We start from the raw sequence: 22,100 nt of genomic DNA on the forward strand, positions 1-22,100 counted from the left end.
CTCCCGCCGCCCAGCCCTATCAGCCCATACCCACCCCTGCCCGTCCCGTATCCGCCGTATCTCCCACCAGTCCACCGTGAGGCATCTGAAAATGTTTGCAGCGGCTCTTTTTTCAGAAAGACCAATTGTACACCATGGGAGAATTATAGTGCTGTACGTGAAAGACAACACTATGAATACGGATGTACAAATATGGATCTGATTGGAAGCATCGGACCGATTCTTGAAATCGTCGGAGGGCCGGTCTGTGCGGCTGTTAGTATTATTGGGGAGGTCGTGAAAACACCGGTCCTCGTATGCAATCAACCGATGATTGCAGGATATGTTAGAACAGATCAATTATGCAAGTGTGTAACGCTTTATTCAAGAAAATGTAAAAGGGAATGCTGTCAGTTTAGAATGCGACGTACCTATTACAAAACCTTACGATTGGCCTATACAACTTTCGGCACAGCTGTACCTGTTCCCTACACAACTAACAAAATGAAATGCCTTTGTGAAGTACCTGCAGGACAGACACCAGACACAATAAGGAAAAGAATCGATGACGCTTCAGATTGCAGCAAGTTAAATGAGTAAGGGATATTATGGGTAAATATTACACCGTACTCTTGACTCTCATTTTTGTCGGCTCTGGATGTACTCGGCATAAAAACAACGGCAGCTCTGTCAGGCCCTCTGATTTTCCGGTCTTTCTGAATGCTCCGGAGACGGCGAGCCATATTCGATATGCTACACCGGAAAACGCCGATATCGTCGAAGGAGCCTATTCCCTGTCCTATTTTGTGGAAGAGCCTTTCCCGCCCCGGAACACGATGAGCTATGTTCAGAATGAACTGTCGAGTGCAGGGTTCTTTCGATTGAAATACCTTTTGTACAGCCGGACAGAAGAATGCTCTTACGGATGGCATTCGAACAAGCATACCGAACCCGGATTTATTTACCTGGAGTGGTCCGAAAGATGGGGACATCCGGAGAAAGATGAATGTGTCACTGTCTATTTCTGTTATCGATACAAGCCGCCTAAAAAGGATTTGACTACCCTGTATGTCACTCTCGTCTATTCCACGGAAAGGTCGGAACAGGCCGTCTTTGTGAAACAATATAAAGAATCGCTCCCAAAAGAAGAGTGGGGAAAAAAGGCGGACGAAATAGATTATGAGAACATGTGGGGACAAGAGAAAAGAAAGTAAAACGAACTGTTCCCCGGCAGCATAATTGTACAGACAAAAAGACTTTGTTGGAGAAAACGGCAGACCCTTGTTAAGTCCTCTAACAAAAACGAAATGCTTAATCGGGAAAATACCATGGCACGCTTACGGTCCCAATAAGGGAGGAAAGGATCCTTTATGACTCCGTTAAATCGTCATTGGAAATGGATTGCCTGTCTTTTCGGATTTGGGCTCCCTCTGCTCCTTTTGTCCTGCAGGCCGAACAGGACTGACATCGCAGTATCGGATAAAGCCGTTTCTCTCAATGCAGAAGGAGTGCACTTCCCGTGCGATCCTCCTCTTTCCAGACAGTTCCGAACTGCTTCTTTATTGCTGGAAATCGACGGCCAGTGGACGATTTCCCCGCCATGGCAAGAAATAACTTTCGAATCCGGCAAGAGAACCAAAATCTATGCTACGGCAATCACCATTGATGGACAGACTTTTTCATCCAGCCTGCTCGGAGCCGTTTATCAAAACGGCAACAAGATGGTAAACATACGATTTTCACCCGAGATTCCTAAGATGCTTGCCATCAGAGAATTCGTAATCAAAGCAGAACCCGAAATCATTTGTTCGAAAGTTATCTGGCATGATTTTGACAATCTATAGAGCATTACAAAAAAGGGCTCGAGAGTGAAAGTTATTTTTGCATGATTTGTGCCAATACCTTAATTCATCGATATCAGACGTTATTAAGGTATCTGTGAGAAACAGCGTCTCCGCCGTCAAGTCCATGGCCATCAAAATAAGCAGCAGTGATTTTTACCCTTTCCGGATATGACAAGAAACAGATTTTATACAATTATGTAAGGGCATTTTATGAGTAAGATTGCGAGCCTCTTTCTGGTGTGCCTGTTTTTCGGAACCAGCAAAGGCAAAGCCGCTTCCTATGTGGTATGGCCTTATTTGACAAAAGCAGCTCCGGCGGGAGACAAAATGGCTGTCTGCATATTAGAGGCGGATCAAAACAATCTTCCAGCCAAACGTCAGTCGTTCCTGTATCTGGCAGATTTATCAGACAACACCGCAAAGAAAGTTTTAAAGGTCGAAGACATCCTGTCGCTGGACTGGCGAGCGGAGAACGAATTGTGGGTCAGTGTGGTGCAGACGCGTCTGGGATTCTGGCCGTCTTATAAGCTGCTCTGCATCCGGGAAAATCCTCCCGGCAACTGCACGATAAAGCCCCTTCCTTCGCCGGCTCTTGTGGACGGACTGTGCTGGAGTCCAGACGGCAGGATACTGGCGGGAAAGCCTAGGCAGGATTATTCTGTTTTTGGGCGGAACAAGAAAAATTGCCTCGGAACGGTGGCTGTTTCTTTTGATGACGGCAAAAGCGCCGTTCTCCTCACAGAACCGCCTGTTTTTGCCTTGGTTCTTTATTGGAAGAACAACAGTTCCTTTTATATTCAACCGTCGGATAAAAGAACTTTGCTGGAGCTTACTATAGAGCAAAAAAAGATTTCCATCTCGCAGAGCATCCAGTACGATCAAGAGAGATTCTTGTCAGGCATTTATAAGGATATGGCTGTTCTTATGAGCGGCGGCCATGTTTATATCGGCGAAAAAATGGTTTATCGCTCCAGTTCAAACATCAGATGGCTGCAGAGTTCCTACCCTTACCTGGTTTTCATCGATAAAATGGATTTGGCTGTCATAAATCCGGAAGAGGATATCGTCATCAGACACCCTTTGAAGACAGACAAGGTTTCCATTCTTGGTTTAATGCCGGAGAAGGGAACCGTATACTGGCTTCAGGAAAGAGAGAAGATTTATCGCTGGAATTTTCAGAAGGATTCCGTTGACTGCATTTTTGACCTAAAAGAAATAGAGATGTCCAGTCCGTGAACAATCTCAAAGACAACTACAACTTTGAAGGGGTAAATAATGCGGCGATGTGGTTTGCTCCTCCTCTATCCTTCGTTGTATCGGTGGGAACCCCATTTGACGCCGTCGGCTCCTTTTCGTTTTTTGTCCACGAAGAATTTGTGAAATGTCACTCGGGTTCCCAGCTATGAAAAGAGAACATTGGTCATTGCTCATTCAGTGCGTCAGCATTCTTCTGATTATCCTATTTACAATAATCGTACGGAGACGAACGCTATCCCTTTGTTTTGGAGGAATCCTGATGTTTCTGGTAAATATTATTGCCCAGATTATTATTGCAGGCGGAGGTCCGGGGGCTTGCATAGGGTGTGTGGGTCTTCCTTATATAGGCATCGTTACCGCATATCTTACACATAAGCTGTTTGTAAAAAACGGATAATGCATCTATTTTTGGTGTTATTTGCCCTTTTTGTCCAGTTGAGAAAAATGAAAGAGCGATCATCTATGCAGGTTTCCGAATGAAAAAGTATTTTGAGCTGGAACCAATCTTTCTTTTTTTGCTGTGCGGCAGAGGGGTTTTGCTGTTTGTGCTGCTTTTGCGGTTACTCCTGTGGCTGGCTGTTCTTATAGGTGTCAGATAAGTCCTCAAATCATCTCGCCCGGTATTAGGACCCGGACAGCGGCCGATTCCTTCAGCCCGACCCGCGGAAGAAATAAAGAAGAAGGAAGAATTAATGATTGAGAAAAAACGCTTTGAACAGTTTTTTTTGACATGCTCGGTCTTTTATTAGAGAATATTTTCTTTAAGAGAGCTTTTGTAAGTAAGTACTTTGTCAAAAGAGCTTGATTCCCGACCTTCTCCTTCGCTTTAGAAGCATCTGAAAAAGCTGACGCATTTTTACCTGTGCCGGCAACGGCCGGAACGGATAATTGAAAGGAGGGTTGAACATGAAGCAGACATTCTTTGTTTCCATTCTTTTTCTGCTGACTGCATCGGTTTGTTTTTCCGACGATTTTTACTGGGCGGCCCCGTCGGGCGGTGAAATGGGACAAGCGGATAACTGGAATCCGCCGGGTGTTCCGGGGCCAAACGACAATGTTTTCTTCACACTGCCGACAGCGTACACGGTCTGGTTCAATTCCGACTACACCCATGACCGAATGACCGTTGACGGTTCAGACCTGACCCTGCAATTGAACGGCCATATTTATCTGCTGGATGCTTCAGATGAATACAACCGCACGTTCTTTCTTGCCGACACGCAATCCAGCTCTCTGTCAATTCGGGGCGGAGGGATCTACAGCGGCGAAATGCTGATTGGGGACAATGACCCCCAAGCCGTCGGAGTTCTTTCTCTGAGCGGACCGGAGACTTTCTGGAGCGGGTATCGCACGGACGGCTGGCACGGCTTCTTTTCCGGCACATTCGGCACTGCGCAGGTCTCTGTGACAGACGGCGCCTTTCTGGAACACGGGCATGGCCAGAGCGGCATTCTCGGAAAGGCGGATTTTCTCATCGATGGAGAAGATTCAGAATGGTATGTGGACGGCTACTTCGGGATGTCTATTTACGGCAAGACAACCGTCACGCTAAGCAGCGGAGCCCGGATGAATTTCGGCTATCTGGAAACAGCCGTGTATGCCCGCTCCTCCGCTGTCATCGACGTTGTTGGGACAGCCCATCAAACAGAACTGCTTGTTGAAAACTACTGGTGGGACCCCATCAGCTTAAATATCGGAATCGGCGGAACGGCCGTCATCAACCTGACCGGCTCCAAACTGCTTCATCTCGGGCATACAGCCATCGCCTTTTATCCCGGCAGCCGCGGAGAACTGAATATTTATGACGGCTCCTGGGCGGACCTGCAGGGCTCGGTGGCTGTCGGGGGGACCTTCGACAAACCGGGCGGACGGGGTTTGATTTATTTGGCGGATGACCCCGACAACGACCTTTTTGCTGACCTTTCAGCAGCCCATCACCAGGCCGGAGAGCAGATTGTCGTCTGGCCGGAAGGAGTCATTCAGATGGATGGAGGGCAAATTGCTGCCGAATACGATGCCGGTCTGGCTAATCCGATTGTGCTCAAGGGCGGACGTCTTGAAGGATGGGGTTGGATTCGTGCGGATGTGAACAACGAAAGCGGCACCGTCATGCCCGGCGTCAGCGGAATGTGGAAATTTCTGGAGGTGATTTACAACTATTCTCAGGGGCCGAACGGGACGCTGAAAATCGGCATCGGCGGCCTTTCTTCCGCATGGGATTACTCTGTTCTGACCGCACAGGCCCAGGAAGGCGGGCAGGTTGTGCTGGACGGGTATCTCGATGTGGACCTGTTAGACGGGTATGTACCGAATTATGAAGACTCATTTGTAATCATTGAAGCCCGCCAAATCAGCGGCCGGTTTCTCAATGCGGCCTCCGAGGTGATTTTTGAAGAAGGGACGTTCGACATCCTGTACGAAACAGACCGGGTTGTTCTGACGCACTTTCGCAGCGCCCCCCGATGTCCTTCTTATCCCTATGCCGACCTGAACAGGGACTGCCGGACAGACATAAGAGATTTAGCCGCTTTGGCCGGACGATGGCTCGAATGCGGATATGAACCGATTTCTTCCTGCCCGTGAGCGGTCACTCGAGAAGATACCCGTATTTTTCCCGGGCCTCTTTTTTGATGGACTCCATAATCAGCGGAAAGTGCTTGAGCGGTTCAAGCGGTCCCTGAATGCCGGCCCGCCGCTTCAGAGTCCCTGTTTCCAGATAAGGGGACTGGAGGGTATATACAACCCGAAGGCCGTAGGGCTCGAGCCCATCCAGATTGAGCCAGGGGAGCGAGACAGGAGGCTGGTCGGTCAGACCCGGAATCAGACACGGAGTAATCTGACCGGTTTCAAATCCGATATTCATCTGGCGGCGGAGGAGTTTGTCCGCTGTAAACCACGTGCCCCGCACCCTTTCCAAAAACGCAAGGGCCTGCGAACGAGAGACAACCTGAAGCTCCTGAAGCGTCCGTCGGATTAATTCCGTCATGGCCTGATTATAATCAGATGCCGTCAATGCACCGCTCCGGATAGCTTGAACAGCCAGATGGGCTCCGAGCGCATTGGAATACAAATCCTCCCAGGAAAAAGCAGATTCGTGTTCCGGCTCGATCAGGGCAAAACGAAGGCCCTGCCAGGTGAGCATTTCGTGCCACACGTAAGAATGGTAGGACACCGCCGGTGCGATTACGAGAGCAGCCTCGTGAGCAATCTTCTCCCGCTCAGAACGAGGCCGCTGCATCCAGTCTGACGGATATATCAGTTGAACCGTATTGGTTGTCAATTCAAAGGCCGGTCCGACCTGAAACCGGCTTCGTCCGTTAACGATGGCGGCATAGGCCTTCAGATAGGCATGTCGGGTCAGGTCTGCCGTTCCGCGAAGGTGGTCGGGGTCTATGGTGCCGCCGCGAAGGGTATATAAGATGCCGTATCCCTCCCGGCCGCCGTAGCCGTAGGAATGTGTCCCCAGATTGTTGGGGTCGCCGTAATATTGCTTCGGCGTAAATCCCCAGCGTGGGCGCGGTCCGCCGTCCAATCCGCAGCCGCTCAAAACCAAAACAGCCGCCAGTCCCGCCGCCGTCGAAAGTCTTTTCCATCCGCAAATCATGGATTGCCCCCCTGCTCATTTCGGCCGGCGGAATGTTTCGCCGCTGCCGGATTCCTGGGCCTAACACCGATATAGCCCGCTTCATAGCAAAACTGAAGAATTTGCTTTCCCACCGGAGCCGCGTATCCGGACCCGGAAAGCCCGCCGGGCACCGCCACCACAATTACAATGCTGCGGTCCGCCGAATCCTCCGCAAAACATTCAAACCAGGCCATATCCGGGCTTTCCGTGGAGCCGGTCTTTCCGTAAATCTTCAGTTCTCTGCGGAGCGGAAAATCCAGGAAGGTACTGTAAGCCGTTCCGCCGTCCTCATAAACCGCCGCACGCATGCCGTCTCGAACCACCGAAAGAGTCTGAGAGGAAATCGGCAGAATCTTCTGATGCTTCTGGTTGAAGGGGTCGTCATCCAGATAAATCAGCCGGGGCGGTTTGTAGATTCCTCCACGAACCACGGCCGCCAGCGCGTTAGCTGCCTGCAGCACTGTCACACGAAGGTTGCCCTGACCGATTCCCCAGAAGCGCTTCTCCGACTGCCGGTTGGAGGGTATCGGTCGAATCTGTTCAGGGCTCGTATAAGGCATCGGCTGAATTCCGTATTCGATGCTCCCGTGTGCCTGCGGCAAAGTCCCCCAGGAGTTCACTTGCTCCCCGGTTTTCGAGTCAATCCATTCCACAGCCGGCAGCACCCGTCGTCCGAATCCCAGCTCAAAGAACCATCGCTGCAGCGCCCCGCTGTCAATTCGGTCCGCCAGACGGGAAAAATAAATATTGCAGCTGCCCCGCATAGCATTTCGGGCGATATTGCCGCCTTCACCGGCCCATCGCCAGTCGTGCCCCATCCGGGAAAAGCGGGTCTGGGCCAGACAGCTGGGCCATCCGGAAGGAGGAGAATGGGCCGGGCAGGAGATAATTTCATAGGGAGTAATCTTCTTCTCTTCCAGACCGATAAGCAGAATCAGCGGTTTGATGGTTGAGCCCGGCGGATAATTGACTTCGAGGGCTTTGTGGCGCATCGGGGTATTGGGGTCCGAAACAAGCCGTCCGGCAATCTGACGGGCCTTGTTCAAATCATACTGGGGCGTGGACACCATAGCCAGAATATCTCCTGTAGCCGCCTCGAGCACCACGGCAGAGGCCCGACGGCTGACAACGGAAGCCACCTCCGGCGGAAGGTCCGGGTGCTGAAGATACTTTTCGATTCGCTCCTGCAGGTCCACATCCAGCGTCAGCTGAACCGTTCTTCCGTATTGAGGCTCTCTCCGCTGGAGCAGCCGGCCGTCCTTGTCATAAATGACCTCTCCGCGGCGTCCGCGAAGGATCGGCTCACACATCCGCTCAATTCCCGCCTTGCCGATGAGTTCCCCCTCCAGATAGCGCAGGTATTCATCCTGGCTGAAGAGGTCTTTTTCTTCCTCATGAACCTGTCCAACCCAGCCGATAATCTGACAGGCTGCCGTGCGCCTCGGATAAAAACGCTGTCCGTGCGTGCGGATTTCAACATCTTTGAGCCCGCTCAATTCCGCCTGCGCCTCTACCAGATGGTCCGCAGGAATTTCAAAAACCGGATAGGTTTGCTGCATCTCCACCAAGCGAAGCCCGAACACATCCGCAGGCCTGATTCCCTCTTTTTGACGGCGGTAGTCGTCCAGAGTCCCATTGGGATTGACCCGACGCCAGTACACATAACATCCCATTTCCCAGATTCGGTTGTTAATGCGTTCAATGGACTGGAGAACCTCGCTCCGCGAAGCACCGACCCGCTCTGCAAAAGCCAGAATGCGATTCAGCCGGCTGAAATCCTCCGAAAAGCGTGCCTGAATATCATGGCGGAGTCGCTGAGGAGATACCGTCTCATCCACCCGCTGCCGCTGCATCTGGGCTTCCCAGAAACGCTCATCCAGGAGCCGGCAAAGCCGATAGTTGACATACGCATAAAAAACCGGAACATCCTTGGCCAGTACGACGCCTTTTCGGTCGAGAATATTTCCCCGGATTGTCGGCAGGGGCTGGGGTTCCAGAATCTGTTTGTCGGCAATCGCCTGCCGGTAATCCTGGCAATGCACGAGCTGCAGGCTGGCCAGCCGAACCAAACAAATCACAGCGGCGGCAACAAAGAAAATAATCAGGATGAAAAGTCTGATTTTATACATGGCCCAGCCGTATCCCGGCGGAACGTCCCGGCTGCGGTTTTTTCAGAAAGGGCCACAAACGCTCCAGCAGCGGCCACAAAACCGGAACGACCGCCGCTGTATAAAAAGCCCGTCCCAGCAGGACCCGCATCGGCAGCACCCCTGCCTGGTCCGTTTTCAAAACCGCCAAACCGTGTGATGCCGCTATCACAATCAGGGAGGAGACCCAAACTACCGCAATCTGATAAATCGATGAGCGGACATTCAGAATTCCCTGCATCTGACAGAGCAGCGAACCGGCCAGTCCCCAGCAGACGGTATTGGGCCCCATCACCGGTCCGGACAAATCCGCCGCAAAGCCCAGCAGAAAGGAAATCCCTACGGCCTCAAGCGGTTCGGACCGCAGGGCCGTAAAAATCAGCAGAAGCAGCAGGAGACTCGGACGAACCTGACCGTATCCAAACGCAATCAGATTCAGCAGGTTGCCGGCCTCCAGCAACGCGGTTAAAAGAGTCAGCAGTATAAACCAAAACCAGCGCATAGAAAAAACCCTTACGGAGGATTCGGCAGGGAAAGAGCGGGAACCGCTACGGCCACAACTTTTTGGGCGTAGGCGTCCTCCACCGGACGAACGGCAATATCCCACAGAAGCGGATGCTCTTCATCGGGACGAACTCGAACACAGCGGCCGACCACCAGCGGGGTTTCCAGAACTCCCGGTTGCGGTGCGGCAAACACCACATCCCCTTCCCGAATATCATAATCCCGGGACAGCAGCGGAATCCGGCAGCCGTTTTTGCCATCCCCCGACATCCGCCCGACATATTCCAGTTCAGCTCCTTCGCGGCGAATTCGCACTTCCAGTGTAACAGAGGAATCCGTCAGGAGCCGGACCCGGGACAGACGCGCTGAAACCTCCTGAACAATGCCAAGCACGCTGTCTCCTTTCTCGGAAAGCACCATCTGCCCGGGGGCCAACCCGTGGTCACTGCCGCGACTGATAATCAGTTCATGCCGGAGCCCCCGGACGGAAGAACTTACCGGCGCCAGCACCAGTCCCGCCCAGGGAAGCGGCTTTTCTTTCCGAAACCGAGCCAAAATCTCGTATTCCCGATGCAGGGCCTGATACTGAGCCGACAGATTCTGATAGGCCTTCCAGAGCCGCTCATATTCGGCGGCGTCCACCGTGGGCCCGTCGGCGGCGGTGCGAAACTTGCTCGCTTCAAGTGTTCGTCCCAAACGCAAAAAAGGGTCAAATACAGACACAAACAGAAAATTCAAATGACAGGTTATCCGCTGCGGCAGCCAAAGAAGAATAAACCCTGCCAGGAGCAGGGTTATAAACAAAAGACCCGGTGATAGGTGATTTTTCTTAACGGCCATATCCTGCTAACGGTCAGCCGCATGTGCAGCTCCAGATGGGCTAATCCCATCCATAGCCGCTTTCGTCCAGAACATCTTTCCAGATTTCGAGGTTTTCCAGATAAACACTGGTGCCGCGGGCCACACAGGTCAGCGGGTCCTCCGCATGGACGACTTTGAGCCCCGTGGCGTTGGACAAAACCGTATCCATCCCCCGCAGGAGAGAGCCGCCGCCGCACAGATGGACCCCGTTTTCAATCAAATCGGCGGCCAGTTCCGGTTCGGCCCGCTCGAGGGTGCGCATCACCGTTTCAATGATGCCCGCAATCGGCTCCCGGAAGGCCTCGCGGATTTCCTCGCTGGTAATGACGATTTTTCGCGGCAGGCCGGAAATGGTATCGCGTCCGGCCACTTCCATCGTCATCTCCTGTTCCAGCGGCGCCGCCGAACCAATCTGAATCTTAACCTGTTCCGCTCGGGCCTCTCCGATGAGCAGATTGTAGGTGCGTTTGAGGTGATTAATCAGGGCTTCATCGAAATCATCGCCCCCGATTCGAATGGACTCGCAGGTACTGATATCGGCCAGACTCATAATGGCCACTTCCGTGGTCCCGCCGCCGATATCAACGACCATAGAAGCCGTCGGCTCTGTAATCGGCAGTCCCGCCCCGATGCCGGCGGCCATCGGCTCATCCACCAGATACACCTTGCGGGCCCCCGCCCGCATCGCACTTTCAATCACCGCCCGACGCTCTACCGCGGTAATTCCGCTGGGCACGGCAATCACAATCCGGGGACTCAAAAGCCGCCCGCGGCCGTGCACTTTGCGGATAAAATAGCTGAGCATCGCCTCGGTGATTTCAAAATCGCTGATGACGCCGTCTTTGAGGGGACGAATGGCGCTGATGGAGCCGGGAGTCTTGCCGAGCATCTCTTTGGCCACCAGCCCGACGGCCTCCCCGTTATTCAGAACGATATTGGTTCCTTTTCGGACCGCAACCACCGACGGTTCGTTGAGGACGATTCCTTCGTTGCGGACACAGACCAAGGTATTGCACGTTCCGAGGTCTATGCCCATATCTTTGCTGAACCAGCCCACAATGGACTCGAACACGATGACTCCCTTCAAATCCGATATTCGTCATCTCGCCGCCGGCGGACCTGCGCATCCTGCGGGCTATCGCACCGCCTGGACCGCAAACGACCACATCTGGCTGCCGTAATAGAACCAGCACGTCAGCGATACATACACCGTTGTCGCAAAGACCGTCAGCCACGCCAAAGCCAGGATTGCGGTATAGACATCGTTTGCGGCGGTTGTATTCTGTTTGGCCATAGTCAATCCGTTCTTAAAGTCTGGTGCTCGCCGTATCGCCCACCCGCGGCGTCTGCTGAACCAGTTCAAGCACGCCGGCGGACTGATTGATATCTACATGGGTAATCACCACATCACACAAAAACTGGTCGCCCCGGGTGACGTGAAACCGCATGTCCTTCTGGACGCCGTCCGAGCTGCCCACAGAAAGCGTAACCATGTTGGAGCGCACTTCGGTAACCAGCCCGCGGATATCCGCCCCGACCGCCGCAGGGACAGCCGGACGCGCCGGTCCCGGAATCGGCGTAACCGTTACAGCCGAGGCCGACGCCGGCAAAGCGCCGGTCAGTCGGGTTTCCAGCTCCTTCTTCTGCTCCAGAAGCCGACGGCGGTCCGCTTCGAGGGCCTCCAGCTGCACAATCTTCTCATACAGCTCGGAGGTAATCTGATTCAGCTCCCGGGCATCTTTGATGCCCTGCGCACGGGCCTCATCCAGCTGGGTCTGTGTCAGCCGCAGCGACTCCTGCAGGCTTCGGATGCTCTGCTCAAACCCGGTCAGGACCCCCTTCCAGCTGTCGGCACGGGCCTGATACTCCTGACTTTGCCGTTCTGCATTCTGCAAGTCGGCAATCAGCTTGGTATTCTGGGCCTGAAGCGCCGCAATTCTCTCCTGCAGCTGCTCTTCCTGCAGCTTCATCTTCTTCTGCAGTTCATCGTACAGACGGTTGAGATTGGCGGCATCCGCCTGAGCAACGCTGTACAGATTTTTCTGCTGTTCATACAGGGCCTTGTAATTGTTGGTATTGACCACAAAGGACACCATGGCCCCGCACAGAAAGATAGCGAATAAGGATAATAAGATGACTAAAATTTTCGTTAATGGACTCAATGTAACCTCCGTATCCTGAGCGATTTTACCGCCGCCGGAGCGGCATTTTCAGCACCCAAAAACGCAAAGTACCAAATAAATATCGGGATTTTAAGTCGGTATTCCTCCGAGGTCAAGACAATTTTACAGAGTCTAAAATATTATTCCGTCAAAAGTTGTGCACCGCCGGCCTTCTCTGTTCTTTTTCCGACAGAAGCCTCCGGGCATCTGCCGGGCCGCTTCCGCATCAATCTCCGAATGGACAAAGATACAACTCATTGCCAAAAAAGCACTTACAAGCTCTGTTTTTGCAGAAGAACCGACTTGGCCGCCATCAGACGCACAATCGGAGATTTGCTTGAAAGCGCTTTAGACAGATGACCATTCAAGGACGGCTCCCGAAGCGTCCCGATGGCGGAAACTGCCAGCTGATTGGCCACCGTTGTCTCATCCAGATTCGGCCTGCGTCCGAAATAGTCCTGAACCACATACAATCCGGAGCGGTCTTCCAGCGCCCCCAGCTGTTCCGCCGCCGCCAGCCTCACCTCGAGCACATCATCCTGAAGCATCGTTTGAATCGCCGTCTGGGCATCCGGGGTCCCCAGCGCTCCCATACAGCGGATTCCCCACAGGCGGTCATCGTGATATTTGCTGATCAGCAGCGGCCAGATTTTATCCCGATAGACCTTCGGGTCCTGCAGACGAGCCATCGACTCAACCGCCTGGAAAAGCACTTTTTCATTGGGATTGCCGGCAGTCATCAATTCCCAAAGCAGCGGAAGGTCCTCTCGTTTCCCCATTTTCCCCACCAGCAGAGCGGCATTGGCCGCCACGGTAGGATTGGGATTTTTCAGGGCTTCCAGAACCCGAACCCTGTACTCAAGAACCCCAATCCTAAAGAGGCCGTAAGCGGCGGCAATCCGAACATTTGGATTGGGATCCTCCAGCTTTTTCAGCAGGGTCGGCCGGCAGGATGTGCACTGCATATCGCCCATTGCCACAAGCGCAGCAAATCGAACAGTTACCTTTGAGTCATCCGCCAGCTGCATCAGGCGGGGCAAAAACATATCCTGCCGTGTCTGGGCGGTTATCTCAATCGCCGCCGTACGGATATAGGAATTGGGATGGTCCAGCCCTTCTTTGATGACATTCAGGGCCTGCGGAACAAGGGCCTGAACGGCCTGCGGCGAGGTCTGAACCCCCGACCCCTGCACCGGCCCTGCTGCCCTGTCGCATCCGCACACCAAAACGCACATCCACAATCCAATCAGCACAGAATATTGTTTCATACACGATTCCCCTTTTGTCTGCCTATCACTATCAGTCTATCCGCCAAAGCCGCCGATACAATCCCCAAAAAAGCGATTCCCAAAAGTCCGTCCAGCCGGCGTCCCCAGCGGGTGAAAAACGAAATTCGACTGTCCAGCACAATTCGGTCCACAAACCATCCTTCCGCTCGGGGCCCCTGACGAAGGACGGCTTCTTTCGGAAGACTGCCGGCAATGAAATCATCCCGGATTCGGCCCAACGAGTCAATCAAACAGCTGATGCCCGTGTTGACGCTGCGAAGAATTGAAATCCGGTTTTCGATACATCGAAAGACCGTGATTGCCATCCGCTGGGCCTGCTCAACCGTCGGATATACTTTGCCGTCTTTGTATCGAACATACCAGCCGTCATTGCTGATATTGACCAGAAAATCGGCCTTTTTGCCTTCTTTATCTAAAACCATTTTCCGACATAAGGTCGAGTCGGTATCTTCATAACAAATCAGAACACCGAAAGTGTATCGTCGGCCTTCTTTCTCGATAGAAAAACGGGTGTATTTTTGCCCGGGGGTCAGATTGTAGTCGTAATCGTAGGGGCTTAGCCGATGGATAAGCCCATACAGCCGCGGCAGGGTTTGGCGGAAGGGAATGTATTCGCCGAAGGGTACCAGATGAATCTTATCATAACGGCTCGGATGCTGCTGACCGGTCGGCTCATACAAAAATGCTGAATTATATTGGTCAGCCGCAATAGGTTCCCCCCCTGCGGTGCTGATGCGAACGGCGTGTGCCCCGACCAGCAGATACCCGCGGCCGTGCGCAAACTGCCGGAGCCGTCGGTCAAATTGACGGGCCGTACTATCCGGAGGTAGATAATACAAATAGTCCGGATTTAAAGAAGCCAAAACCATCGTTTCCGGCCAGGCCGTCATCCAGGCTCCGGCCTCAAAACAGGGTTCGCTCAAGTCCAGAAGGGTTTGGAGAATGGCCGGGCCGTTTTCGCTGAGTTCCTTAATATGGGAGGGAATATTGGTCTGGACAGCCCCTACCAGCGGACCGTCCGATAAAAACCGCTCTGAATGCCGGAGCTGATAGATGCCGTATGACCAATTCAGCCCCAGCAGCAGGCCGACGCCGACGACTTTTATACAATTGGCCGCCCGGCGAAGCCGTCCGCAAGCCGCATCCAGCAGCAGGTCCGCCGCCAGACCATTCACAGCGGCAATCAGCACCGAGATTCCCAACTGGCCGAAAAGTTCGCAGCTTTGAATCATCGGCAGATTGCGGTACTGGCTGTGAGCCAGAAAATACCAGCTGAAACCCGTAAAGAGGACACTCTGCCAGGCCTCCGCTCCGACCACAATCAGCGGAGCCCAAACCGTCAGCGGCCATTGTTTTCGGCGGACAAACTGGACGGCAAAGGCCAGAACAGGCCCATAGCAGGCCTGCACCACACAAAAAGCCAGATAGCCGGGAAAGGTTACTCCGATGAGCCAGTAGAGATTGACCAGCCAGTACACCAGCCAGATTCCGAAAACAGCGGGCAAAAGGATTTTTAATGACAGCGGCGGCCGGCAGGCCAGCAGAAAGGGCACCCAGGCAAGCCATGCCGCCCACGCCTGGTCATACGGCGCCTGACAAATCGTCAGCAAACCCGCCGAGACCGCCGGCAATCCTGCCGTGAAAAGAAAAGATTTCATTTTCGGCCCTGGCATGGACATATCTCCGCAAGAAGCGGCAAAATCAGGTCCGGCTTGTAGTGTTTTCCGTTGTTCATACGGACGGCAAACTGCCGGCAAAGAAGCGATATTAATTTCTTATTCGTTCGATAGGCATCTGCGGGTCGGTCGATTTCAAAAACGAGCCGCTTCAACTCGAGCATTTCGTGCATCGACAACGGGCCGGATATCCTGGTTTTTTGCAGGTCAGTCAGACGTTTTCGAGTGTTTTCAACATACTGCTCAGAAATATCAATCCCGCAGTAATCGCGTCCGAGCTGAAACGCCGCGGCCGCCGTCGTGCCCGAACCGACAAAGGGATCCAGCACACAATCGCCGGGATTGGAGCTGGCCGAGATAATGCGAGCCAGCAGGAGTTCGGGCATCTGGCACGGATGCCAGCCCTGCCGTTCCCGAAAGGTCCCGCACACGCGCGAATAGGTATTCCACACATCATCCGGCAGCTTGCCGCAGGACTGGGCACGCTTGTCATTGTAAACCAGCTGACGGTCAGAAGGAACTCGAACGGCCCAATCATTGAACGTGAATTGGTGAGGATTTTTTACAAAATAGAAAATGTGGGTGTGGGAGCGGGCGAATTTGTTTCGGGTCTGCTGGCCGAAGGTATAATGCCAGATAATCCAGTTGCGCAGCGTCAGGCCCAGTTCTTCTCCAATCAGCCGCACATGCGCAGCATAGTCGTCGCCGATGGCAATATAGAAGGAGCCGGTCGGCTTGAGCACACCCAGACAGGCGCTCATCCAGTCACGCGTCCAGGCCAGATACCGATTCTTTTCGACCCGGTCGCGGTATTTGTCGTACTGATATCCAATATTAAACGGCGGGTCGGCGAAAACCAAATCTGCAAACGGCTCCCCAACACTTCGGAGAATTTCGATGCAGTCCCCGCACAGAATGGTATTTCGGAATTTATGCATGCCGGACATCTTACCGCCGGCGGTGTGATTTTCAAGCCGGAACCCTGCCGACCCCGGCTGAGGACGTGCTTAGCGGACGCGAAGGGGTTTTTGGGTTCGAAGGACCTTGCCGGTCAGATAATCCGTAAACTCCACTTTTACGGTCAATTCACAGGCCTTCTCCGGCAGAATCGCCTCGACATTCCACATCAGCCGATAGTAAGCTCCCATCAGGGAGCGGCCCCATTTGGTTTTGAGTTCCTCCGCACTGACGGACCAGGCACCGAGCAGATGCTCCTGAGCGGACACATCCAGGTGCCAGAGCGAAACGTGAATCTCCCCCGGGGCCTTCACGACATCTCCGGCCTGGTCAAGAGGCTCCAGATGCACCCGCAGGGTTTCCACTTTTCCGTCTCGATTTTCATCAGTCAGGGCGGTGCCTTTAGCCAGACGAATCTGCATCAGCCGATCGAGGGCCGACAGACGAAGGTCCGGATTCAGGGAAGACAGTGTGCTGCACTGTTCGAGCAGCTGGCGGTTTTCTTCTTCCAGCCGTTCGGCTTTGTTTTCGAGATGATTTTTGGCGGCCTGAAGGTCGCGGACCTGCTGCCAGAGAGCGGTTTGAGACGGCGGAATGGTGCAGCCGGCTGTCCAAACAGCGGCCGCCAAAACAAGCACCTGTACCCGCTGCTGATTCATAAAAGCCCTTCTCGGAGGCCTATTCCGATTCCTGCGACTCCGTTTTAACCTTCGGCAAAACCGCCGGCGCCTTCTGGAGAATTTTGTCCGCCAGGCCGTATGCCACCGCTTCTTCGGCCTCCAGCCAGAGATTGCGGTCGCAGTCTTTTTCTATCTGTTCCGGAGATTTTCCGGTGTGGAACGACAAAATCTGATAAAGCCGTGTGCGCAGCCGCAGGATTTCCTTGGCCTCGATTTCGATATCGGTGGCCGCCCCGGTCATCACGCCGGAAATCAGCGGCTGATGCAGCAGCACGCGGCTGTTGGGCAGGATAAACCGTTTGCCCGGCGTCCCGCCTGCAAAGAGCACCGCCCCCATGCTGGCGGCCTGACCGACACAATACGTGGCGACAGGACACCGCAGGAACCGCATCGTATCATAAATGGCCAGACCCGCCGTAATCACCCCGCCGGGAGAGTTGATGTAGAAATGAATGTCCGCCTCGCTGTCTTCATTGCTCAGAAAAAGCATCTGAGCAATAATCAGGTTGGCAACTTCATCTTCAATCTGGCCGCCCAAAAAGATGATTCGGTCCTTCAGCAGACGGGAGAAAATATCATAGGCCCGCTCGCCGCGGCCGGTTTTCTCTATAACAATCGGGACAAGATTCTGATTGACTCGCATAAATTCCTCACGGATGAGTGGAAAGATTTCAGAGGACCGGTTTTTGCTTTTTCTCTTCCGGATGCTCCTGAAGCACATCGTCGATCAGACCGTATTCTTTGGCCTCCTGAGCGGTCATGTATTTGTCGCGTTCGGTTTCCTGCGCGATTTTCTCGACGGGCTGTCCGGTGTGAAAAGCGAGGATTTCGTTAATCATCTTTTTGGCCTTGAGAATCTCTTCGGCCTGGATTTTGATGTCCGCGGCCTGTCCGCTGACGCCGCCCCAGGGCTGATGAAGCATCACTTTGGCATGCGGCAGAGCATACCGCCGGCCCTTGGTGCCCGCCGCCAGAATCACCGCCGCCCCCGACTGCGCCCGTCCGATGCAGTAAGTCGCCACGGGAGAGCCGATAAACCGCATTGTATCGTAAATGGCCATCGTATCATCCACGCTGCCGCCTGGAGAATTGATGTACAGACTGATTTCCACACCGCGCTTCAGATTGTCCAGGTACAGCAGCTTCATAATGACCTCGGTGGCCAGCCGGTAGGAAATCTCCCCAATCATAAACACAATCCGGTTTTCGAGCAGCAGGTCATCGAGGGTCATTTCACGGGTACGCTGATAACCCGGCCCCTGCAGGTGCGGGTCCACGGCAAACGGCCGCTGCGGCTCTGACTGGTTGAGCGGATACAGCATCATTCCCATCCTGTTCTTGTTTTTGAAGGTTCCAGCTGTTTTTCTATCGGACGAACGTCGCTCCGGCCGGCCCGGAAGAGCGGCCGGAACGACGACTATATCGGACAATCCGCCGACCTACTTTTCCTCTTTCTGGTCCTTTTTGGCGGCTTTGGGTTTGCGCTTGGCCTGCGTTTCTTCCCGGCTCTTGGGCTTTTCGGCCGTCTCTTTGTCCTCTGCGGCTTCCGGAGACTCTTCCGCCTTTTTGGCCGCCCGCTTGCGGGGCTTGGGGGCCTCTTCTGCTGCAGGAGCGGGAATCTCTTCGGATTCTACGATTTTGGCCTTTTCGAGAATCTTCTCGATGCACTTCTGCTCGCGCACCTGCAGTGCGAACTGGGCCAGCGAGCCGTCTCGAGCCAGCTCTTCCCGCATCTTTTCCGGCCGCCGGCCTCGCTGGGCCGCCACGGCCGCTATATGCCCGTTGATTTCCTCTTCGGTTACTTCGATGCCGAACTGGTCGGCAATCTTGCTCATGATGAAAAACAGCTTGAGCTGTTCTTTGGCCTGCTGGTCGGAGCTGGCCCGCAGCTGGTCCATCTGCTGCTCGATTTCCTCTTTCGAAACGCCCTGCATCAGCAGATTGACATAGCGCCGCTGCAGGATTGCCAGAGACTGGTCGGCCGCCATATCCGCCGGCAGGTCGAAATCGATATTCTTCTGCAGATAGGCGTAAACCTGGTCCACCATTGCCGCTCGGGCCTGCCGCTCCGTGGCCGTTTCCAGATAATCCCGAACCCGCCCCTTGAGCTCATCGAGCGTGCTGACGCCGAAACGGCTGAAAAATTCCTCGTTCAGCTCCGCAGGCTTGAGCATCTTGACTTCTTTGACGGCAATCTTTATGTCCACCTTCTTGCCGCGGAAGCGCTCATTGAAATACGTAGAGGGCACTTCCACCGTCACGGTACGTTCATCACCGTGTTTGGCCCCCCGAAGAAGCTCCGCCAGTCCTTCAACCGGAACACCGGCAACAAAACCGGGATCACGAACAAAGATTTCAATGCTGTCCTGTTTGTCCTGTCCTTCTTCCCCTTCCACGTGCAGCACAACATCCGCAACAATCTGGTCGCCCGCTTCCACGGCCTCTTCCTTCGGCACCCACATCCCGGAGCGTTTCCGCATGGCCTCGATTTCCTCCTGGATGCGCTCGTCCGTCACTTCAACCTTGGGCTTGCGGATTTCGATGCCTTCCAGATTGGGCAGTTCAAATTCGGGCCGCACTTCCACTTCAAAACTGTACACCAGGGCTCCGCTGTCCGGCAGGGAGATTTCCTCGTGCTTAATATCCGGATCGCCCAGGTAGTCCACTTTATTGTCCTTCAAAGCCGCCTCGGCGGATTCGGCCAGCAGCTGAAGTTTCACCTGATTGCGGACATCGGTGCCGAATCGTTTTTCGAGCAGACGAATAGGAGCCCGGCCTCTGCGGAACCCCGGAATAATGACATCCTGTCGAAGTTCTTTATATTTTTCATCCAGAAGAGCTTTTATTTTTTCCTCGGGGACCTCCACGGTCACCTTTTTTTTACAGGGGCCGATATCCTCGATTTTTACCACGTTGGGAACTGTCGGCTGCTCTGGGGTTTCATTCTGCTGATTATCCTTGGATTCTTCCGCCATTTCAGGACTCCTAAGTGTTTATTTTTCTTGCTCTTATAACAAAAACGGCCGCCGAAATATCCTTTCGCCGACCTCAAGTTCCATCCTTCCTGCTTTTGCAGGATTCCAAGCACTTAAGCGACCAGCGCCAGACTAAATTTTGTTAGCCGATAACTCGCTAAAGCTATGTCAATAAATGATTTAGGAAATCCACCCGGATTTCCTCGTCTTCGATAAGACACTCAGGCCTTTCGGCCTCAAAGCGGGCGATGAGATTTGAACTCACGACATTCACGTTGGCAACGTGACGCTCTACCCCTGAGCTACGCCCGCATAATCGCCCTATTACATAAACCAAAAAACACGTTTTGTAAAGAGTTTTTTCTCAAAAAACGCGTTTGATAAAGTCAGATTCTACTCTCCGAGAATCTGGACAATCACCTTGCGGCTGCGAGGGCCGTCAAACTCACAAAAATAAATCCCCTGCCAGGTTCCGAGAACCAGCCGGCCCTTTTCCAAAAGAATCCGCTCGCTGCACCCGACCAGAGAGGATTTGACGTGAGCATCGGAATTGCCTTCGGAATGCTGATAGCCGGCCCGATGCGCCGGGACCAGGGCCTCCAGCGTCAGGAGAATATCGTGCACGACATCCGGGTCAGCATTCTCGTTAATCGTAATGCCGGCCGTCGTATGCGGGGTATAAACCGTCACCTGTCCGCTTTGAATGCCGCTTTCGCGAACGACCTCGGCCACTTGTTCCGTAATGTCCGTCATCTCGCAGCGTCGCCGTGTGGAAATTCCAATCGTCTGCTGAACAATTTTCATAGCCTGCCTCGTTTGTCTTGTTTTCTGCCGACGGCTTTCTCCGGTTCCGTCACCTGCCGTTTCTAATCCAGAAAGTTCTCGTCAATACGGAATCACCGAAACAAGCCGAACATTGTTCGCCACCGGCAGCTGGTCATCCCGCTGCGGGGTCATCAGTTCAAACTCAAAAATATGATTGTAGCTGGGCAGTTCCACACCGCCGACATTCTGCAGACTGCCCGCCCGAAAATAGGCCATCCCATACGGACTGCCCGGACGCTGAATATCCGTTATCCACAGATACGGCGAGATTTCCTTCAAATACCGCAGATACCCGAAGCCTTTTTCCTTGTTGAAATAGGAGCATGTGCCTCGCACCACCGAGCCAATCTGTCCCCAGGGAATTTCCGTATCGGTCGGCAGCAGATTGGGAATCATATAGCCGGAAAAATACTGGTCCGCTTCCTCCTTGAGCCGGCCGGAGACATTGTCAAAACCGATCACCTCGACTCGGCAGCCGCGATTTTGAGCGGCATTGACCACCTTGACAAAATCCCCGTCACCCGACACCAGCACAATCTTGTCCAGATGCTCAGACTGAATCAGCAGGTCGGTCGCCAAATCCATATCCGCATTGGCCTTGCCGAACCGCTGTCCGGTCTCTTCATCCACGAACCACTTGACCTCTTTGATAATGACTTTGTAGCCGAGGTCCCGCAGAAAGGAATGGAATTTCTTGGCATTGGCGCCGAAAACGGCGTCCTCGTGCGCACGGTCTGCATCAAAACTCACATAGGCATTCAGGCGAATCACCTGCGCCCCCTCTCGGCAGGCAAACTCCCGAAGGATGTTGTACTGCATTCCCCGGCCGCCGTTTTTATAGACATAAGCGGCATCAACATAGACGCCTACTTTCAAACTGTTGTCTTGTCCGGACATTCCAAAACCCCTTAAAAAAACAACCTATATGCTTCATCAAACCGTCATTGTATATCCGAAAAGAAAAAAAGCCAGACTCCCATACAGGAATCTGGCTTCGGAGGAGGGTGATGAGAAGAAATTTGCTCCCTTTATTCTACTGCGAGCAAGCCCTTATTGTTCTTGAACTTGCCAAAGTTCCTCTGCTTTTTTGCCGGTTTGTTCTGAGCTTTCTCTTCTCAGAAAAACCGCCCGCCCTACTCGGCTAAAAACTTTTGTTTTGTCTTTAGCCTCCTTTTATCCCTTGTTAGAAGGAACCGAATTGCTCTCCCCACATCTATGACTATATTCCAACAAAAGCCTGTCGTCAATAAAAAAATGTTTTTTTAATGGGATGGCCATGGAACATCGTATCCCCCCAAAGAGGATCCGCTGCATGACAG

Annotated in this window: 19 protein-coding genes and 1 tRNA gene; 3 read left to right on the top strand and 17 right to left on the bottom strand. The window is 53.4% G+C overall.

What is annotated here, in order from left to right:
• Positions 1-1,349: 1,349 nt before the first annotated feature.
• From WHS88_11920 to WHS88_11930, 3 genes are all read left to right on the top strand, one after another.
• A complete protein-coding gene (locus WHS88_11920; protein MEJ5260884.1) occupies positions 1,350-1,823 on the top strand; it encodes a hypothetical protein in 474 nt (157 codons plus the stop codon).
• A gap of 594 nt (positions 1,824-2,417) precedes the next feature.
• Positions 2,418-3,059, top strand: coding sequence for a hypothetical protein (locus tag WHS88_11925; GenBank protein ID MEJ5260885.1), 642 nt, complete (start codon positions 2,418-2,420; stop codon positions 3,057-3,059).
• Between the two features lie 927 nt (positions 3,060-3,986).
• The gene (locus WHS88_11930) at positions 3,987-5,663 is read left to right on the top strand and encodes a hypothetical protein (protein ID MEJ5260886.1); all 1,677 of its coding nucleotides are present in this window, start codon (positions 3,987-3,989) and stop codon (positions 5,661-5,663) included.
• 4 nt (positions 5,664-5,667) lie between these two features.
• On the opposite strand, the gene WHS88_11935 is transcribed toward WHS88_11930, so the two are convergent.
• From WHS88_11935 to WHS88_12015, 17 genes are all read right to left on the bottom strand, one after another.
• Positions 5,668-6,684 carry a DUF4056 domain-containing protein gene (locus WHS88_11935; protein MEJ5260887.1) on the bottom strand — a complete coding sequence of 339 codons (1,017 nt, stop codon included), beginning with the start codon at positions 6,682-6,684 and terminating at the stop codon, positions 5,668-5,670.
• A complete protein-coding gene (locus WHS88_11940) occupies positions 6,681-8,834 on the bottom strand; it encodes a penicillin-binding transpeptidase domain-containing protein (GenBank protein ID MEJ5260888.1) in 2,154 nt (717 codons plus the stop codon). Before WHS88_11940 ends, WHS88_11935 begins: the two co-directional genes overlap by 4 nt.
• Complete coding sequence (gene mreD, locus WHS88_11945; GenBank protein ID MEJ5260889.1) at positions 8,827-9,354, bottom strand: rod shape-determining protein MreD; 528 nt, start codon at positions 9,352-9,354, stop codon at positions 8,827-8,829. Before mreD ends, WHS88_11940 begins: the two co-directional genes overlap by 8 nt.
• 11 nt (positions 9,355-9,365) lie before the next feature.
• A complete protein-coding gene (gene mreC / locus WHS88_11950; protein MEJ5260890.1) occupies positions 9,366-10,196 on the bottom strand; it encodes a rod shape-determining protein MreC in 831 nt (276 codons plus the stop codon).
• 40 nt (positions 10,197-10,236) lie between these two features.
• Positions 10,237-11,289 (bottom strand): rod shape-determining protein, encoded by a 1,053-nt coding sequence (locus WHS88_11955; GenBank protein ID MEJ5260891.1) that lies wholly within the window; start codon positions 11,287-11,289, stop codon positions 10,237-10,239.
• A gap of 63 nt (positions 11,290-11,352) precedes the next feature.
• Positions 11,353-11,511, bottom strand: a complete 159-nt coding sequence (locus WHS88_11960) for a hypothetical protein (protein ID MEJ5260892.1) — start codon at positions 11,509-11,511, stop codon at positions 11,353-11,355.
• Between the two features lie 13 nt (positions 11,512-11,524).
• Positions 11,525-12,379 carry a hypothetical protein gene (locus WHS88_11965; protein MEJ5260893.1) on the bottom strand — a complete coding sequence of 285 codons (855 nt, stop codon included), beginning with the start codon at positions 12,377-12,379 and terminating at the stop codon, positions 11,525-11,527.
• Between the two features lie 272 nt (positions 12,380-12,651).
• The gene (locus WHS88_11970; GenBank protein ID MEJ5260894.1) at positions 12,652-13,647 is read right to left on the bottom strand and encodes a HEAT repeat domain-containing protein; all 996 of its coding nucleotides are present in this window, start codon (positions 13,645-13,647) and stop codon (positions 12,652-12,654) included.
• Positions 13,644-15,326 (bottom strand): apolipoprotein N-acyltransferase, encoded by a 1,683-nt coding sequence (lnt, locus tag WHS88_11975; GenBank protein MEJ5260895.1) that lies wholly within the window; start codon positions 15,324-15,326, stop codon positions 13,644-13,646. The genes WHS88_11970 and lnt overlap by 4 nt, the downstream gene beginning before the upstream one ends.
• Positions 15,323-16,282: a site-specific DNA-methyltransferase gene (locus tag WHS88_11980; protein ID MEJ5260896.1), complete on the bottom strand. Its 960-nt coding sequence runs from the start codon at positions 16,280-16,282 to the stop codon at positions 15,323-15,325. The genes lnt and WHS88_11980 overlap by 4 nt, the downstream gene beginning before the upstream one ends.
• Before the next feature lie 69 nt (positions 16,283-16,351).
• On the bottom strand, positions 16,352-16,960 hold the full coding sequence (locus tag WHS88_11985; protein MEJ5260897.1) for a hypothetical protein: 609 nt from the start codon (positions 16,958-16,960) through the stop codon (positions 16,352-16,354).
• Positions 16,961-16,979: 19 nt separating this feature from the next.
• Entirely contained in the window at positions 16,980-17,624 is a 645-nt protein-coding gene (locus WHS88_11990) for an ATP-dependent Clp protease proteolytic subunit (GenBank protein ID MEJ5260898.1), read from the bottom strand.
• A 28-nt stretch (positions 17,625-17,652) separates the two neighbouring features.
• Positions 17,653-18,306 carry an ATP-dependent Clp protease proteolytic subunit gene (locus tag WHS88_11995; protein MEJ5260899.1) on the bottom strand — a complete coding sequence of 218 codons (654 nt, stop codon included), beginning with the start codon at positions 18,304-18,306 and terminating at the stop codon, positions 17,653-17,655.
• Positions 18,307-18,420: 114 nt separating this feature from the next.
• Positions 18,421-19,956 carry a trigger factor gene (gene tig / locus WHS88_12000; protein MEJ5260900.1) on the bottom strand — a complete coding sequence of 512 codons (1,536 nt, stop codon included), beginning with the start codon at positions 19,954-19,956 and terminating at the stop codon, positions 18,421-18,423.
• A 240-nt stretch (positions 19,957-20,196) separates the two neighbouring features.
• Positions 20,197-20,268 (bottom strand) — tRNA-Gly (locus WHS88_12005).
• An 81-nt stretch (positions 20,269-20,349) separates the two neighbouring features.
• A complete protein-coding gene (locus tag WHS88_12010) occupies positions 20,350-20,760 on the bottom strand; it encodes a secondary thiamine-phosphate synthase enzyme YjbQ (protein MEJ5260901.1) in 411 nt (136 codons plus the stop codon).
• Positions 20,761-20,841: 81 nt separating this feature from the next.
• On the bottom strand, positions 20,842-21,678 hold the full coding sequence (locus WHS88_12015; protein MEJ5260902.1) for an NYN domain-containing protein: 837 nt from the start codon (positions 21,676-21,678) through the stop codon (positions 20,842-20,844).
• Positions 21,679-22,100 lie beyond the last annotated feature (422 nt).

The organism is Anaerohalosphaeraceae bacterium, from assembly GCA_037479115.1.
GTDB lineage: Bacteria > Planctomycetota > Phycisphaerae > Sedimentisphaerales > Anaerohalosphaeraceae > JAHDQI01.